Source organism: Bartonella rattimassiliensis 15908, from assembly GCF_000278215.1.
GTDB classification, from domain to species: domain Bacteria; phylum Pseudomonadota; class Alphaproteobacteria; order Rhizobiales; family Rhizobiaceae; genus Bartonella; species Bartonella rattimassiliensis.
This window is the reverse complement of sequence record NZ_JH725065.1, coordinates 137642-154939: the sequence shown is the minus strand read 5'-3', so window position 1 is coordinate 154939 and position 17298 is coordinate 137642. Positions and strand designations below refer to the sequence as shown.

General features: G+C 37.0%; 15 protein-coding genes. 9 read left to right on the top strand and 6 right to left on the bottom strand.

What is annotated here, in order from left to right; genetic code table 11:
* Window positions 1–102 precede the first annotated feature (102 nt).
* The gene (locus MCY_RS03595; RefSeq protein ID WP_007347011.1) at window positions 103–1161 is read right to left on the bottom strand and encodes a glycosyltransferase family 4 protein; all 1059 of its coding nucleotides are present in this window, start codon (window positions 1159–1161) and stop codon (window positions 103–105) included.
* Between the two features lie 17 nt (window positions 1162–1178).
* Window positions 1179–1652: a transcription elongation factor GreA gene (gene greA, locus MCY_RS03590; RefSeq protein ID WP_007347010.1), complete on the bottom strand. Its 474-nt coding sequence runs from the start codon at window positions 1650–1652 to the stop codon at window positions 1179–1181.
* A gap of 283 nt (window positions 1653–1935) precedes the next feature.
* Here greA and MCY_RS03585 point away from each other — a divergent pair, with 283 nt between their 5' ends.
* From MCY_RS03585 to MCY_RS03575, 3 genes are all read left to right on the top strand, one after another.
* A complete protein-coding gene (locus tag MCY_RS03585) occupies window positions 1936–2277 on the top strand; it encodes an SH3 domain-containing protein (RefSeq protein WP_007347009.1) in 342 nt (113 codons plus the stop codon).
* 299 nt (window positions 2278–2576) lie between these two features.
* A complete protein-coding gene (gene uvrB, locus MCY_RS03580) occupies window positions 2577–4706 on the top strand; it encodes an excinuclease ABC subunit UvrB (RefSeq protein WP_007347007.1) in 2130 nt (709 codons plus the stop codon).
* Between the two features lie 1390 nt (window positions 4707–6096).
* Complete coding sequence (locus MCY_RS03575) at window positions 6097–6819, top strand: BA14K family protein (protein ID WP_007347006.1); 723 nt, start codon at window positions 6097–6099, stop codon at window positions 6817–6819.
* A 53-nt stretch (window positions 6820–6872) separates the two neighbouring features.
* On the opposite strand, the gene MCY_RS03570 is transcribed toward MCY_RS03575, so the two are convergent.
* Window positions 6873–7523: an MBL fold metallo-hydrolase gene (locus MCY_RS03570; RefSeq protein WP_007347005.1), complete on the bottom strand. Its 651-nt coding sequence runs from the start codon at window positions 7521–7523 to the stop codon at window positions 6873–6875.
* Window positions 7524–7644: 121 nt separating this feature from the next.
* Here MCY_RS03570 and MCY_RS03565 point away from each other — a divergent pair, with 121 nt between their 5' ends.
* Entirely contained in the window at window positions 7645–8349 is a 705-nt protein-coding gene (locus MCY_RS03565; protein WP_007347004.1) for a response regulator, read from the top strand.
* Between the two features lie 8 nt (window positions 8350–8357).
* On the top strand, window positions 8358–9698 hold the full coding sequence (locus tag MCY_RS03560; protein ID WP_007347003.1) for an ATP-binding protein: 1341 nt from the start codon (window positions 8358–8360) through the stop codon (window positions 9696–9698).
* Window positions 9699–9744: 46 nt separating this feature from the next.
* On the opposite strand, the gene MCY_RS03555 is transcribed toward MCY_RS03560, so the two are convergent.
* Window positions 9745–10245, bottom strand: coding sequence for a type III secretion system chaperone family protein (locus MCY_RS03555; protein ID WP_007347002.1), 501 nt, complete (start codon window positions 10243–10245; stop codon window positions 9745–9747).
* 370 nt (window positions 10246–10615) lie between these two features.
* Window positions 10616–10873, bottom strand: a complete 258-nt coding sequence (locus MCY_RS03550) for an accessory factor UbiK family protein (RefSeq protein WP_007347001.1) — start codon at window positions 10871–10873, stop codon at window positions 10616–10618.
* 302 nt (window positions 10874–11175) lie between these two features.
* Here MCY_RS03550 and lgt point away from each other — a divergent pair, with 302 nt between their 5' ends.
* The 4 genes from lgt (at window position 11176) to MCY_RS03530 (ending at window position 15714) form a co-directional block, all read left to right on the top strand.
* The gene (gene lgt, locus MCY_RS03545; RefSeq protein ID WP_007347000.1) at window positions 11176–12054 is read left to right on the top strand and encodes a prolipoprotein diacylglyceryl transferase; all 879 of its coding nucleotides are present in this window, start codon (window positions 11176–11178) and stop codon (window positions 12052–12054) included.
* On the top strand, window positions 12029–13108 hold the full coding sequence (locus tag MCY_RS03540) for a class I SAM-dependent methyltransferase (protein WP_026088000.1): 1080 nt from the start codon (window positions 12029–12031) through the stop codon (window positions 13106–13108). Before lgt ends, MCY_RS03540 begins: the two co-directional genes overlap by 26 nt.
* 102 nt (window positions 13109–13210) lie before the next feature.
* Window positions 13211–13993, top strand: a complete 783-nt coding sequence (gene pgeF / locus MCY_RS03535; protein ID WP_007346998.1) for a peptidoglycan editing factor PgeF — start codon at window positions 13211–13213, stop codon at window positions 13991–13993.
* 788 nt (window positions 13994–14781) lie between these two features.
* The gene (locus MCY_RS03530) at window positions 14782–15714 is read left to right on the top strand and encodes a ribose-phosphate pyrophosphokinase (RefSeq protein ID WP_007346997.1); all 933 of its coding nucleotides are present in this window, start codon (window positions 14782–14784) and stop codon (window positions 15712–15714) included.
* On the opposite strand, the gene MCY_RS03525 is transcribed toward MCY_RS03530, so the two are convergent.
* Complete coding sequence (locus MCY_RS03525; RefSeq protein ID WP_007346996.1) at window positions 15711–17210, bottom strand: helicase HerA domain-containing protein; 1500 nt, start codon at window positions 17208–17210, stop codon at window positions 15711–15713. The two genes, MCY_RS03530 and MCY_RS03525, sit on opposite strands and share 4 nt — an antisense overlap.
* Between the last annotated feature and the right edge of the window lie 88 nt (window positions 17211–17298).

Here is a 17298-nt window from a genome sequence, read left to right as displayed (position 1 = left end):
AAATAACATTTATATAATTGAGCTACTTTCTTGATGATTATGAAAAACCTTTAAGCAAAACACATTCTATCACTCCTCGAGAAGATTTTGAAATGATATCCTTTAAAGTGTTTTTTCTGCAAACAGTTCTTTATAAACATTCTCAATCTCGGCTGCCTCCTTTTCCAAAGGAAAGTGAGTACGAACATGGGTTAAAGCTTTCTTTCCTGCAGCTAATGTTTTTTCTATATCAGCAAAATAAGGTTCAATCGCTGCTGTTAAAGCCGAGCCATCTCCTGCTTTTACAACCGTTCCTGTTTTCTCTACTACTAATTCTTTATAAGCTCCCGCATCACTCGTTACAACTGCAATCTGTGATGCCATTGCCTCTAAGGGTGTTAAACCAAAACCTTCTGTACGAGAAGGTGCTACATAAAGTGATAAACGACGATACCACAAAGGTGTGTCTAGAATCTCACCAAGAAAAATAATGCGATCATTCAGACCAGCTTTAGCAATCTTTTGGCGTAACTCTTTTTCAAAATGATAATGTTGCCCTGTCGTACGACCAGCGATAAGTGCTGTCCATTCAGGATAATGAGGCAATAATGCTATCATTGCATCAACAAATAAATCTGTTCCCTTTGAGTAGCGTACACGTCCAAAACACCCTACGGCATATTTTCCAGGAAACCCAGATGAGGAAAAATAATCATCAAGAGTTTGTCGTGGAGAAAAACGCCTCACATCCACCCCATGCATAATAACCTTATGAGGAACTTCTAAATAGGCACCCGTGTGTGTACTGCTCGCAATAACTCTATCCATACGGCGAATCAACCATTTGGTAAAAGGCTTATGATGGCGTTGAGAAGCCGATGTGAAAATAAGTTTCAGCTTCATTTTCAAGATATCGCGCAAAAAGATCCCACAAAGCATCTCAATATTGCGTCGTGCATGCCAAATACGAAACGGCTTGCCTTTCGGACCTTTCCAAAGTCTGAAAAGGTCCCTAAAGGCAAGAGCCGGTAAACTTTGAGGTAATCCAAATCCCAAAGTGGATATAAGCACCCCCTGTTCGTGCTGCAATGGAATAAGCTGAATAATCGTAGATGTCACTCCCGATAAACGCCTTTTAAAGTGAGGTGCAATAATCTCAGTTTCTTCCAAAGACACACGCATAACAATTTAGATATAGTTTAAATGTACTGAACCTTAATGATTTCGTAATTATGTGCACCACCGGGCGCATTCACTTCAATCACATCACCCTCTTGCTTGCCAATGAGGGCACGTGCAATAGGTGAAGAAATAGAGATCTTACCAACTTTTACATCAGCTTCTTGATCCCCTACAATCTGATACACCTTTTTTTCTTCAGTATCTTCATCCAAGAGTTTAATAGTTGCTCCAAACTTTATTTTGTCGCCTGAAAGACGCGAGACATCTATAACTTCTGCCCGCGCGATATAATCTTCAAGCTCATTTATACGCCCCTCATTATGACTTTGTGCTTCTTTAGCTGCATGATACTCAGCATTTTCTGACAAATCACCATGTGCACGCGCTTCAGAAATTGCTTCAATAATTCGCGGACGTTCCTGTTGTTGACGCCAACGCAACTCTTCTTTAAGACTTTCAAAACCAGCTGTAGTCATCGGAACTTTTTCCATAATCCGTCCCTTTCTATTACACGGAAAGTTTAATAAAAATACAAAAAACGGCTTCCAAAATTGCTTTTGGAATCCGAAAACTACGATATTTCCCATTATATAGTACAGTATCCTCGTTTTCCATATAAAAATAATGAAAGGAAACAAAACATACACCAATAGTGCTTAAAATATCTCATTTTTGTATTGAAAACGTTAAACTTCTCTCTCCTCCTGAAAATTTCCTAAAGAAGAAAGAGTTGTATTTTTTTTTGTTTTATCATAATCTGGAAAAAGAGGTCATATGTGTTGCAAAGAGAAAATGATAGGAAGTCTTTGCCGTAAAATGAAGAAAATCATATTTTTTTTTATGTTTGGCTCTTTCTTTTTAGCCACAACAATTTCTAAAGCAGCAGATGCCTTTGTTACGAAGAATCTTAATTTTAGAACAGGTCCCAGCACTCAGTATGCACTTTACGGTTCAATCTCTGCAGGAAAATTGGTCTTTGTTAAAAATTGTGAAGGAAATTGGTGTCATATCCGATATAACGCTCAAATAGGTTGGGTGTCATCTCGTTATCTTTCATTTAAAAATGGAAATGATCTTTATCACATATACACGGTGTCTTTAGTTCCAAAACCATAGTCTTTAATTCCAAAACATACCACATATGATTACTCTCCATAACAGCCATAATAAACTGTGCCCTCTTGAACATCATCATAGTAAAAATGCAATAATATTCACGAACAACCACAAATATGTTCCCTCCAAAGAAATAATTTGAAGAATGCGTCTCATAAAAAACTTGATTAATATCCTATGTAATACCCAGTAAACCAAAACGAAACTGCTAAATAACCTTTTGCAGTTATCGCAATAAAATTGTAAAAATTAGTATTTCCTTTAAAATTACCAGCACTTTTCTATCAAAGGATACAACAATGAAAAATGGTGTTACTGCAACAGTAGAAGCTCTTTCTGCTCTCATTGCTTCAGGTAATCCTCTTTTTAAGAATGGTGCATTATGGACACCTCACCGCCCTATTCGTCCTGAAAAGTCTGAAGGCGGTATTCCGTTTCAACTCGAAACATCCTTTAAACCGGCGGGAGATCAGCCTCAAGCTATTAAATCTTTAGTTGAGGGAATTAAAAAAAACGAACGTACGCAAGTGCTTTTGGGAGTTACAGGCTCGGGAAAAACCTATACGATGGCAAAAGTTATCGAAAAAACACAACGTCCAGCTCTTATCTTAGCACCCAATAAAATTTTAGCTGCACAGCTTTATGGGGAATTTAAAAGTTTTTTTCCTCATAACGCTGTTGAATATTTTGTTTCTTATTACGACTATTATCAACCAGAAGCCTATGTTGCACGTTCTGACACTTATATTGAAAAAGAATCCTCTATTAATGAACAAATCGACCGAATGCGCCATGCTGCAACACGTGCTGTCTTAGAGCGTGATGACGTTATAATCGTTGCATCTGTTTCCTGTATCTACGGAATTGGTTCCGTAGAAACTTATACAGCCATGACTTTCCAAATAGAAAAAGGGGATCGGCTTAATCAACGGCAACTCTTAACTGATTTAGTTGCTCAACACTATCACAGACAAGATATCAATTTCATTCGTGGTTCCTTTCGTGTCCGAGGGGATACAATTGAAATTTTTCCAGCCCATCTTGAAGATCGTGCTTGGCGTATCTCGCTCTTTGGCGATGAAGTAGAAAAAATTACGGAGTTTGATCCTCTAACGGGACAAAAAACAGATGATCTTCAATCCATTAAAATTTATGCTAATTCACACTATGTTACACCACGACCAACATTAAATCAGGCAATGAAACTGATCAAAAAAGAACTCGTTCAACGCCTTGATGAATTGAATGCAGCTGGACGCCTTTTAGAAGCACAACGCTTAGAGCAGCGTACAATTTTTGATTTAGAAATGTTAGAAACGATTGGTTCATGTCCGGGAATTGAAAATTATTCACGGTATTTAACAGGACGAAATCCCGGTGAACCACCACCAACTTTATTCGAATATATTCCACTTAATGCCCTAGTTTTTATCGATGAAAGCCATGTAACCATTCCTCAAATTGGTGGCATGTATCGTGGTGATTTTCGTAGAAAAGCAACTTTAGCAGAATATGGTTTTCGTCTCCCTTCCTGCATGGACAATCGTCCTTTGCGCTTTGAAGAATGGGATGCTATGCGCCCACAAACAATTGCTGTTTCCGCAACACCTGGGCATTGGGAAATAGAACAATCTCATGGTGTTTTTGCTGAACAAATCATTCGCCCAACAGGACTTATTGATCCAGAAACAGAAATTCGTCCAGCATGCACTCAAGTCGATGATGTTATCAATGAAATTCATAAAACTATTCAAAAAGGCTACCGCACATTAGTGACCGTCCTCACCAAACGTATGGCTGAAGATTTAACGGAATATATCCACGAACAAGGTATTCGTGTACGTTATATGCATTCTGACATTGATACATTAGAACGTATTGAAATTCTTCGTGATTTAAGGCTTGGCGCCTTTGATGTCCTCATTGGAATCAACCTCCTTAGAGAAGGTTTAGATATTCCTGAATGCGGTTTTGTTGCCATACTAGACGCCGATAAAGAAGGTTTTTTGCGCTCAGAAACTTCTCTCATACAAACCATTGGACGTGCCGCACGCAACGTAGATGGTCGTGTTATTCTTTATGCCGATACAATGACAGGCTCTATAGAACGTGCTTTACAAGAAACACAAAGACGTCGACAAAAACAGATAGCCTATAATAAAGAGCACCATATCACACCAACCAGTATCAAAAAAAACATCGACGATATTCTTTATGCAGACAATGAAAATATCAAAACTCTTACAAATATTCCTGAGTTTATTACGCGAAATAATATAGATCGTAACAATTTAGCAATCCATATTCAATCTTTAGAAAAATTAATGTGTAAAGCAGCAGCAGATCTCAATTTTGAAGAAGCAGCACGACTTCGTGATGAAATAAAACAACTCCAAAAAATAGAACTGGTAATCGCGAATGAGCCTTAAAATAGTATAGTGAAACCCCTCCCATCATCCTATTAACTTTTAGGTAACAAAAATCTTAATCACAAAGATGCAGTCATGGATACCAACATTTAGAAAAATTAAAAAAAGAAAAATAATATTTGAAAAACTTCAAATATTAGTTTTTTCTAATATTATTTTTTAAAATAATTTTCTTTATTAAATATATTAGACTAAAAGGCTATAATTTTTTCTAAAAGCATGACTAAGTTCCAAATCAATAATAACAAATTAAAGAGAATGTTTTTTTATGGCCTCAAAATTGATTTATAAATATAATTTATCGTTTTTTATATTGCATAAGAAGAAAAAGTACCATGATATTCTTTCATTAAAATAATGAAGAATTCTTCAATATAATGATGTCATTCCCCTTGTACCTTTATTAAGTGTCAAGATGATGCTGCATACCCTTTCCGAGCAATATGTTGAAATGGGAGTGAAAATAACAAGAAATATTTTGAATACACACATTGCTTTTCGTCTTACATAAAGAGCATGTCCTTGAAGAACACGATAAACAATAGCCTAAAGCAATATATAATCTTTTCTTTTAAAAACATTGCATGTGAATGCTTTTAAAAATCGTAAAACCGAATTAAAAAAAGGAACTCAACATAAGAGTGATTTTTTATCTTTACGCTTTACATATGGTAACATATGGTATGATTTTTATTGATCAATAAAAATATGCCAGTTTAATGCACTTTAAAAGTTGAAGAATACATTCATAAAAATAAGTAACAAAACTCTTAAACTTTCTCCACAAAACACTTCTTTTTTCACAAACTCTCTGTTAATAAAAAACTATAATAAAATTATAGAAAACAGATGAACAGTATCATGGTAAAATAAAACAGTAACCTTATTGTAAAAATCTTTACGATAACCATTTTTTTTTCAGCAAGCAAAACTGTAAATCTCTTGAAGAAAAATTCTTTGCTCACTAATTTTTTCTTACTCTTCTAAATAACTTAACCTATCGGAAAGTGAATAATGGTTTATCTACCCTAAAATGTAAAATATTTCCTTATCATAAAATTATAAAACTATGATATCATTCATGATATCTTTGATTCAGATTTTATTTTTAAGTTATATGGAATCATCTGATGCAAGAATTATCTATTCAATAAAAAGTTTTGTTATTTTGTAAAAAATAAGATTTTATAAATGTGTTTTTTGCCAATTAACATAAATAAATTAGTGTTTTATGAAAAGCATCTTTATTTTTTGTTTATTTTATCGTTTTTTGTCAACTAAATAGCTCTTTAGTCGTTTTGTCAAAATAAAACCAAAAGTTATTCAGATTATATTCAGTTTGTCACATGTACAATGTAAGAAATATGAATTTAAGTTAAGGAGTGTCGCTATGAAAAAATCTACTAAACTAGCGGTATTATCGGCGGTATCAGCAGCAACCATTTTGTTGCCACTAAGTACAGTGCTTGCCGATAACCAATGGATGCATAGTGAAAATCACATTGAAAAACAAATAAATGATATGAGAAAAAATATGAATAAGCAAATAGAAGACATGAAGAAAGGAATGAATGCACATTTCCCTTCTTATAATTCTAACAGCCGTTCTACTTTTGAAAGACATCACTCTTCTCATGCTCACCCCCATCATCATGTAGACCATAAAAGGCGAGAACACCATCGTCATCATGTTGAACACAAAACATATCGTCATGTCGAGCGCAAAAAAACAACCCATCATCATATACATGAACATCACGTAACGCGCAATAACTCAGGAGACGCCTTAGCAGCAGGTATTCTTGGTCTCGCAGCCGGAGCAGTTCTTGGCAATGTTTTGAAAAAAACAGAACAGCCACAAATTATCTACCAACCCGCGCCACAAAGACAGGTCGTGTATCAAGAAATCCCGCAAGTGGTATATCAACAAGTTCCTGAAACCCAAATCATTTATGAATCCCAATCAACAGCTACATACCAACCGCTCCAGCAACCATGGACTCATGGCTGGCTTAGATATTGCAAGAAAAAATACCGTTCATTTAACCCCCAAACAGGTACTTTTCGAGGATACGATGGACAAGACCACTTTTGCTATGCTCCATTAAATTAACTTTTGCTTTGCTAAATTTCAAATGATTGAAAAACGCTTCAAGCGTTTTTCAATCATACATTGAGCTCTTGAAGAAAAGGATTCCATTGGCGCTCATAACCTAGATAACTTCCAGGACCATGCCCGCAGATGAAACGAACGTCATCACCTAAAGGTAAAATTTTTTCTCTAAGTGATTTCATTAATTTTTCATGAGAACAAAAAGGAAAATCTGTCCGCCCAATAGAACCACGAAAGAGAACATCACCCAATAAAGCGAAACGTTCTTTTTCATTAAAATAAATAACATGACCAGGAGAATGTCCTGGAGTATGAAAAACCTTGAATACATGTTTGGCAAAATGGACACTGTCACCATCTTCTAACCATTGATCAGGAATACAAACAGAAGCATCAGTGATCCCATAGCTTCTTGCACTTTCACGAACAGCATCCATCACAGGCTTATCATCGCAATGTGAACCGATAATTTTAACGCCAAGGGCTTCTTTTGCTTGCATTGCTGCTCCCACATGATCAAAATGACCATGCGTTATCCAAATCGCTTCAACGTTGATACCCTTCTTTTTTATGACCTCTTGAATTCGAAGCCAATCTCCACCAGGATCCACTAAAACTCCTCCTTTTTGTTCTTTATCAAAAAGCAGGGTGCAATTTTGCTGAAAAGGCGTAACGGGAATAATATGGGTACTAAAATAACTCATGAAATCCTTTTTAAGCTTACAAGAAACATTTTCTCCTTTCTATAGAATAGCCTGCTCGACAGCTTTATGCAACTTATGTAAAGTTAGATCTTTTGAAAACTCTGTTTAAAGGTTTTGAAGAATGACCAATCACGTTCAAGTTTTGTGTGACGATGCTCCTCATCTTCTTGTGATTGATGACGATACACGTATTCGCAATCTTTTATTTCAGTTTCTCATTAAAAATGGATTTCGTGTTTCAGTTTCAGCTAATGCCAATGAAGCAAGACGATTGTTAGCAAGTTTAGATTTTGATCTTCTTATTGTTGACGTCATGATGCCTGGTGAAAACGGGATCAGCCTTACCCATTCACTCCGCCAAACAAAAGATGTTCCTATCCTCATGCTAACAGCTTTATCAGAAACAGATAATCGTATCCGTGGATTAGAAGCAGGCGCAGATGATTATCTGGCTAAACCATTTGACCCTCGTGAACTCCTCCTTCGCATCAACGCCATTTTACGACGAGGTGTTCCCCTTAGCCAACCTAAAATTGAGCAAATCGTTTTTGGTCCTTATATATTTTCAATTTCACGGCGTGAACTTAAAAAAGGAGGAGAAATTATTAAATTAACCGATAAAGAACGAAAAATGATGGTCATTTTTGCCGAAAATGTTGGTGACATTATCCCACGTCATCAATTTGCAATAGATGACAACACCATCAGTGAACGTGCCATTGATGTACAAATCAACCGCCTTCGTCGTAAGATCGAAAAAAATCCAGCATTGCCTATATGGCTACAAACCGTGCGAGGAATAGGGTATAAGCTCTCAATTGAATAGGCGCAAGAATGATCAAACCTTTAAGATTGTTTTTTCGGTGGTTAACGAAAAAGATGCCTAAACGGCTTTATGCTCGCTCCTTGATCATTATTATCGCTCCCATGGTACTTCTACAAACGGTTATTGCTTATGTCTTTATGGAACGTCATTGGCAAATGGTGACGGAGCGCCTTTCAACTGCTGTTGTACATGATATTTCAGCCATTATTGATATTATTGAAACATATCCACAACAAAATAACTATGAAGATATCAAGCGTATTGCACAACAACGTATGGGATTAAACATTTCTATTCTCTCTCCTGCCCCCTTACCCCCACCAGGACCTAAGCCATTTTTTGCAATTCTTGATTATTTTCTAAGTGAAGAAATCACCCGCCAAATCAACCGTCCCTTCTGGATTGATACCGTAGGAGATTCTGATCTTGTTGAAATCCGTATCCACCTTGATCATAATATCTTGCGCGTCTTTGCTCCACGCAGCCAAGCTTATGCTTCTAATACCGCTATTTTTTTAAGCTGGATGGTAGGAACAGCTCTTGTTTTATTACTGATAGCAATTTATTTCTTGCGCAATCAAATAAAACCAATTCAACAACTCGCTGAAGCAGCTGAAAGTTTTGGACGAGGTCGTCCTTTACCAAAAGGATTTCAACCACAAGGAGCCGATGAAGTCCGTCGTGCAGGCATTGCTTTTTTACGTATGCGCGAACGTATTGAACGTCAAATAGAACAACGCACTATGATGCTCTCAGGTGTAAGCCATGATTTAAGAACTATTCTTACACGTTTTAAACTTCAGCTAGCATTAGCAAATAATGACTCTGATATTAAACCGCTTGAACAAGATGTCAATGATATGCAAAATATGTTAGAAGATTATCTTGCTTTTGCCAGAGGTGAAGGAAGTGAAAGTGTCAAGAATTTTGATTTAAATGCTCTTATGCAGAAATTCTCCGCCGATGCTTATCTTCACAAACGTCAATTTTTTTATACCATTGAAGGCTCTAAAGAAATACAGGTACGCCCTCGTGCTTTCACACGTTTGGTTAGTAATCTTGTATCAAATGCATTTTGTTACGGTACAATCGTTAAACTAACAGCCAACTCTCAACAAGAATCTTTCATATTGATCATTGACGATAATGGGCCTGGAATTCATAAAAATATGCGTACAGAAGTTTTTAAACCATTTTTCAGAATTGATAAGGCACGCAATCAAGATGCAAGTGGCACAGGACTTGGTCTTTCTATTGCCCAAGACATAGCACGCAGCCATGGTGGCAATATACAACTAGATGAGAGTCCTCTCGGGGGATTACGCGCTATTCTTGATATCCCCCTATGAGCAATCTTTCAGCAAACCATCTGTAAAAAATAATAGACTTGATATTTTAGGCATTCCCTACAGTTTCAAACAAAGCGTACTGCAATGCCTTATAAGCGCTTTCTCCCGATAAAGCCACCATCTGAAAGGCAACATAATGGCTCTCACAAGCTTTAAGTGCGTGTATTAACAACGTTTCAACCTGTATATGGGATGGATGCACTCCACCAGCCAAAAGAAGACCTTGCCGATAAATAACCGAATTATTCCTTTTCCAGTAATCAAAATGCCCCAACAACAACTTCTCATTAATCGCTAGTAATAAGCGTTGTATTTCAGCTGTTCGAGCATTGTCAATAGAAAGGTCAAATGAACAAGCCAAATGAAGCGCTTCGTACTCTTCCATCCATGAAAAAGCAAGACGATAATTTGCCCGTTTTCCTTCTACACAAACACTAATTTCATCTTGCGCATCCCGCTCAAACGACCAATCATATTCACAAGCAATCTGTTCGATAAAGTCAACAGGATGCTCTTTTCTTTCTGTGGCGCAAAATGCAAGCCTCATTACAATCCTCAATCATCTTAAAACATTGTCAACAGAATATAAACCGCTTAAATTGTAACAATACTTTGCTACAATAAGAAACTTTACACCAAACAAGCATACATTAAAAACATTACCCCCCCAGAACACAATCGCACTCTTCAGGGCAACCTGATAATCACAAAACGAATCACCAGATTTCTTCAGTGTATTGATACAATTTCATAGCGCCAGCCCCCCTGATTCAAAAAAATGTATTTTTACCCAAAAAAATCAAAAATAAACAAATGCTCCTCTCTAATAGACTTAAGATTAAGCATTTTTTAGTTTTATGTATCACCTCGAAAAATTGGGGATATTTTTTGAAGATTCCTTTATTTAAGAAATTATTTTACTTTTCTCGTGTCTGCATTTTTTCTAAATCATCAAGGCGACTTTTCAAATCAGCATTATCAGCATGAACTTTTAGCACCATCTCCTTAAAGGTCTCAAATTCTTCACGTGAAACAAGATCAAGTTTATTTGCTACCTTTTCAGCCTGCACACGAAAAGCGGTTCCCGCTTCACGTCGTATACCTTGCGCAACGCCAACGGCATCTGTTGCTAATTTTGCTAATTCATCAAGAATACGGTTTGATCCATTACGCATAACATTTTTCCTTAAATTTTAAATTGATGCACGTACTATAATAACATTCAGGTACGGTAATTTGTTCCTTTCATTCTACTTTCCAGATTTTTCATGACGATTTTGGTTAAAAAATTTTATATTCCTTTTATCACCATAATTTTTTTTATCACCATAATTTTTTTACCATGATAAATTAGTGGAAATCTATTTCCCTTTCTAACTTGTCTCTCTCCTGACTTGACCATTGCGCATCCATCTGTCATTTCTGATTATTAGAGTCACTTCATATCCATCTCACATAATTGCAAAATGTTTAATTCATGAACAATCCTGTCTGTCCAGCCATTGCTTTTCCGTCTTTTCTTAATCCTGTCATTATCCAGATGGGTCCTATAGCTCTTCATTGGTATGGATTTGGTTATATGGTAGGTATTCTTTTTGCATGGTGGTATGCGCAAAAATTATTAAAAAAAACATCTCTATGGCATAGAAACCGTCCCCCTATGGATAAAGAGAAGATCGGGGATTTTGTTGTCTGGTCTGCCATAAGTATTGTTGTCGGTGGCCGTTTAGGACAGGTCCTTGTATGGGATCCCATTTACTATTTCAATCATCCAAGTGCCATCATCGCCGTATGGGATGGGGGAATGTCCTTTCATGGCGGACTCATTGGTATTACCATTACAATGATTTGGTTTGCCCATAAGAATCATATTAACATATATGCTATGTTTGATATCATTGCTGCAGGTGCTCCTATTGGTATCGGTATTGTACGAATCTGCAACTTCATCAACCAAGAGTTATGGGGCAATACGACAATACATCCTTGGGCTGTTTGTTTTCCTCTCGACCCACTCTATCTACCGCGTCACCCAAGCCAACTTTATGAAGCATTCATGGAAGGCTTTTTTCTCTTCGTCATTCTGTATCTTCTGATTTTTGTTTCCAAAGCATTAAAACGTTCTGGTATTGTATCAGGAATGTTTATTATAGGTTATGCAATAGCCCGCAGCATTTCTGAAATTTACCGTGCCCCTCAAGAAGATCCAGAATGGTTTTCGGCCCTTTTCCAGCTTACTGGTTTTACCTATGGCATGGCTTTATCCCTTCCCATGTTTTTTTTAGGGTTTTATCTCCTTCTCCATGCCTTTGCATATAAATCGACAAACAATGACCAGTCTCAAAGAAAAGATTAAAGAAATTATTGCCCTTCATGGACCAATCACCGTTAGCCAATATATAACGTTGGCACTTACAGACCCCCAATTTGGTTATTATCAAACACAAACGCCTTTTGGGTGTGCTGGTGATTTCATAACAGCACCGGAGGTGAGCCAACTATTTGGAGAGATGATTGGCATTTGGATTCTTGCGAGCTGGAAAGCTCAAGAGTGTCCTCATCCTTTTATTCTCGCTGAGATAGGTCCAGGACGTGGAACTTTGATGGATGACATTCTACGCACTATCCAAAAGCTTTCTACAACAGCCTTTAATGCTGCCGAAATTTTTCTGATCGAAATAAGTAAAAAACTCGCAAAAGAACAAAAAAAACGGCTTTGTTGTTATCAAAAGCAAATTCATAGCATTGAAAATTTTAATCAAATTCCTTCAAAACCTCTCTTCCTCATTGCCAATGAATTCCTCGATACACTCCCTATTAACCAATATATTAAAGTCAATGGAGAATGGAAAGAGCGCTGCATTACAATCAATCAAGATGAAGATTTGATCTTTATTGCTACCCCGCATAAACTTCCTTCTTCTTGTCTGCAAACCTATTGTTCTAAGGTTCCTGACGGAACAATTTTTGAACATTCCCCTTTACGAGATCAATTCATGCAACAAATCAGCTACCATTTAGTACAAGTGACAGGTTCCGCTTTACTTATCGACTATGGTGCTTGTGATCTTGCCTTTGGCGATACGTTACAAGCGCTCTCAAAACATAGATTTTGTAATGTTTTTGAAGCGCCTGGTGAACATGATTTAACATCCCATGTTAATTTTTCTTTTTTAAAAAACATAGCCCTTAAACAAGGTTGTTTTGCTGAAATCTTCGAGCAAGGAGATTTTCTTTTTAAAATGGGGTTACTGGAGCGTGCAAAACAACTTGGAGTGGGTAAAAGCGCTTCCTTGCAAGACAAAATCCGCAAAGACATCGAACGGCTTGCTAGTCCAGATCAAATGGGCAAATTATTTAAAGTTTTACATTTTAGTGATAAAAACATTCCCATACCTCCCCAATTTTGATGATAGGAAATTTTGTCAAAAAACACACAACTCTCTGAAATATTCATTGACAAATATGAACATCTCCAACTTCATTTCAAATAATATCCATAAGGAACTTTTATGAGACCTACTCCTCATCCCATCCTTGCAAAAAATCTTTCTGTTTTACAAACGCATGGAATAAAACATGGATTTTTCACACGTCAAGGCGGTGTTTCAAAAAAACTTTATCATAGCCTTAATGTTGGGAAAAATTCAAATGATCAACCTGAACATATTGTACAGAATCGTCTTTTGATTGCCAATTATTTTTCTATTGAGATACAAAATTTAGTCACGGTTAATCAAATACACTCCTGTAACGTTGTCGTAGCTCATCAAGCAATTATCGGTGCACCTCCTAAAGCTGATGCTCTTGTTACAACCACACCAGGTCTCGTTATTGGGGTTCTTACAGCAGATTGTGGCCCCATTCTGTTTGCTGATCCACAAGCTGGTGTCATCGCTGCAACTCATGCTGGTTGGCGAGGCAGTTTAAATGGAATTATCGAGAAAACAATTGCTGTTATGGAAAAACAAGGAGCCAAAAGACAATCAATAACAGCAGTTTTGGGACCTTGTCTTGGCCCACACAACTACGAAGTAACAAGTGAATTCTACAACCAATTTATTGAATACCATAGTAAATTTCAAAAATATTTTTTCAAAACAGAAAAAGTCAATCAATTTCGTTTTAATCTATGGGCATTTATTATAAATCAACTAAAAAAAGCAGGCGTTGATGCTTCTTGTGTAGAGCTTTGTACCTATCAAGATGAACAGCATTTTTTTTCTTATCGACGTGCAATACACCGCAACGAATCTGATTATGGTCGACAAATTTCCGCTATTATGTTGAAATAGATAATAAATATTTTTTCCTCACAAAAAGATCAAAACGGTAAACAAAATAACGCCAATAAAATAAGTAAGCTCCTTTATACTATGCTTTTTTCATAAAAATTCTCATTGGCTTCACAAAACATGAAAACGGTAGCCATGAGAGATAAAACTAACGCATTTTTTCAACATTTATTTATAATAACCTAATTATTTAATAAAATATCATTAAAGCTTTTCTCTAAATTAAGTATTGCAGAAAAAACTAGATTGAATGATTTAAAATATCTCCATTGCCTTCATTATATCTATAAACAAAAGCCATCGACTTTAGAAAACACCTAAAAACACCAACAAAAATAAAAAATATGATCCGCATCACGATAGAAAAAAGCAACCTTAAAACAAATAATATAGAAAAATTTATAACGATGAAAAATATTTTTAAATTAGGCAATAAAATTTATCATATTATGAACTGTCTCATTTTTTTAATAAAAGAGCTATATATTTAAATGGAGCTTTATAACAAAGTTCTTTAAGCAATCTTATTGCCCAATAATCACAACAAATAAATAAGTCCTTCTCTTACAGGTACCTCCATACGAAATTATATCCTTTGTTTTTTCTTAATAATTTCAACAATTAACTCTACAAGGAACAAAATTTGAGAAAAAAAGAAAATACACTGCATAATTCTTTAACAATAATTAATAAAATTGTAATGCTTTTGTAATTGTTTTCTTGCAATTTAGTAAAAAAAAATTAAAAACCGTGTCGCATTCCCACTATAATTATTTAGAGGCTCTACTATGAAACTTTTCTGCGGAAATTCTAATCCACGCCTAGCTGAAGATGTTACAAATTATTTGAATATTCCCTTAGGAAAGGCAACTGTAAAACGCTTTGCTGATCAAGAAATTTTCGTAGAATTACATGAAAATGTCCGTGGACAAGATGTTTTTGTTTTGCAATCCACATCTTATCCCGCGAATGATCATTTGATGGAGTTGCTCATCATGATTGATGCTCTTCGTCGTTCTTCTGCACGTCGCATTACAGCAGTGATACCGTATTTTGGCTATGCCCGCCAAGATCGAAAACCTGGACCACGGACTCCCATTTCTGCAAAACTTGTTGCCAACCTGATTGCTGAAGCAGGCGCCCATCGCGTTTTAACATTGGACCTTCATGCAGGACAAATTCAAGGTTTCTTTGATATCCCTACAGATAATCTTTATGCTGTTCCTGTCATTTCTCGCGATGTCAAAGTGCATTATTCTCTTGAAAATGTTATTGTTGTTTCACCTGATGTGGGTGGTGTGGTACGTGCTCGCTCGCTTGCCAAGCGCTTGAACAGTTTGCTTGCTATCGTGGATAAACGTCGCGAACGCCCCGGTGAATCAGAAGTGATGAATATTATTGGAGATGTATCGGGAAAAGATTGTCTTTTGCTGGATGATATTGTTGATTCCGGTGGAACTTTATGCAATGCAGCAAGTGCTTTGCTTAAACATGGCGCCAATAGTGTCACGGCCTATATCACGCACGGTGTTCTTTCTGGTAATGCGATCGAGCGAATTGCTAATTCAGAAATGAAAGAATTAGTTATTACAGACTCGATTATGCCAACACAAGCCATTGAGAAAGCTCATAATATTCGCGTTCTGCCCATTGCTGATCTCATTGGAGAAGCAATAGCAAGGACAGCAGCAGAACAATCCGTTTCAAGCTTATTTGGTTAAAGTGGTTCTTTGGGATCTCCAGGTGCCGTTTCAACACCAAGACCAGGAAATGCAACAATGCGTTGACCACTAAAGTGCGTATGAATAATAATGAATCCGCGTTCTTCAAAATAGGTTAAAAGCCGACGTGCACGGCTTAAAGAATGAGTCCCGTACAGACGAGCTAAAAATGCATCGGATGGGCATGGCTTCCCGCTCAATGCGGCCTGTGCTACATTCAAGAAGACTCCTTGAACATCATCTTCCAAACTTTCTGATATCTGTAAAATATGTTTCCAGTGCTCACTAACAGCTGTTTGTTCATCGACAAAAGCTTGAGCAATCGCCAATTTACGTCGAAATTGTGAAAGATTAAAAGGAATCTTTGACATACCATGGATACGGCAACGAACCAAAAAATCTTGATAAAGTACCGCTGTTGAACGATAAAACGCCTCAGGATCCTCAAGAATTTCCCGAATAACATGTTCTGCTTGGCCATCACGTTCAATATTAGAAAGTTCAGGAAATAAACTCGGATTTTCTTCCAATAACTCTTGTTTTTTATGTACCACCTCTTCTAACATCTCATGCATTGATTTTTCCCTCACCGGCTCTCGTATTTGTTTAAATGGCGTTAAAATTTCCTCTGGTGAAGCGGTAAAAACGAGTTCTTGTACATCATTCCGCTCTGTTGGCAGTGGCATTAATTTGGGACTAGAAGAGCGTGCAAAAGTCTCAACAGAGCCAATAATGATTGGTAAAGGACGTCGCGATAAAGCGGGGCCTAAAGCTATAAAATGCCCCCGCTCAAGATCTCTAAACATTTCCGCTTGGCGACGCTCCATTCCCAAAAGATCGGCAGCGCGCACCATATCAATATCTAAAAAAGTCCGCCCTATTAAAAAGTTTGAAGCTTCAGCAGCAACATTTTTAGCAAGCTTAGCCAAACGTTGTGTCGCAATAACACCAGCAAGACCACGTTTACGGCCTCGACACATAAGATTGGTCATAGCACTAAGAGAAATCTTACGTGCTTCATCAGAAACTTCCCCTGCCGCAGTTGGAGCAAACAATTGTGCTTCATCAACAACGATAAGCATAGGATACCAATAATCACGCTCCACATCAAACAGTGCCCCAAGAAAAGCTCCCACAGCACGCATCTGTTGTTCCGTATCCAAACCTTCAAGGTTAAATACTACCGAAACCCGATGTTGTCGAATACGATGGGCAATCCGTGTCAATTCTAATTCGCTCCGTTGAGCTTCTACAATAACGTGACCAAATTTATCTGCCAAAGTTACAAAATCGCCTTCTGGATCAATCACACAATGCTGCACCCACTGAGCACTTTGCTCCAAAAGACGGCGTAAAAGATGTGATTTCCCTGAACCGGAATTACCTTGTACAAGAAGACGTGTCGCCAATAATTCTTCCAAATCAAGGAGTGCCGGCATAGATTTATGCAAAACACGACTCTCTGACTTCTCACCCAAGGCAATCTCAACCTTCATAACATCTCCAGTGTTTAATTTTGAACATATCAGCGCATATTGGTTGATTCTCCATCCACACCATAACTTGTAGCATTTCCTCTTTTTT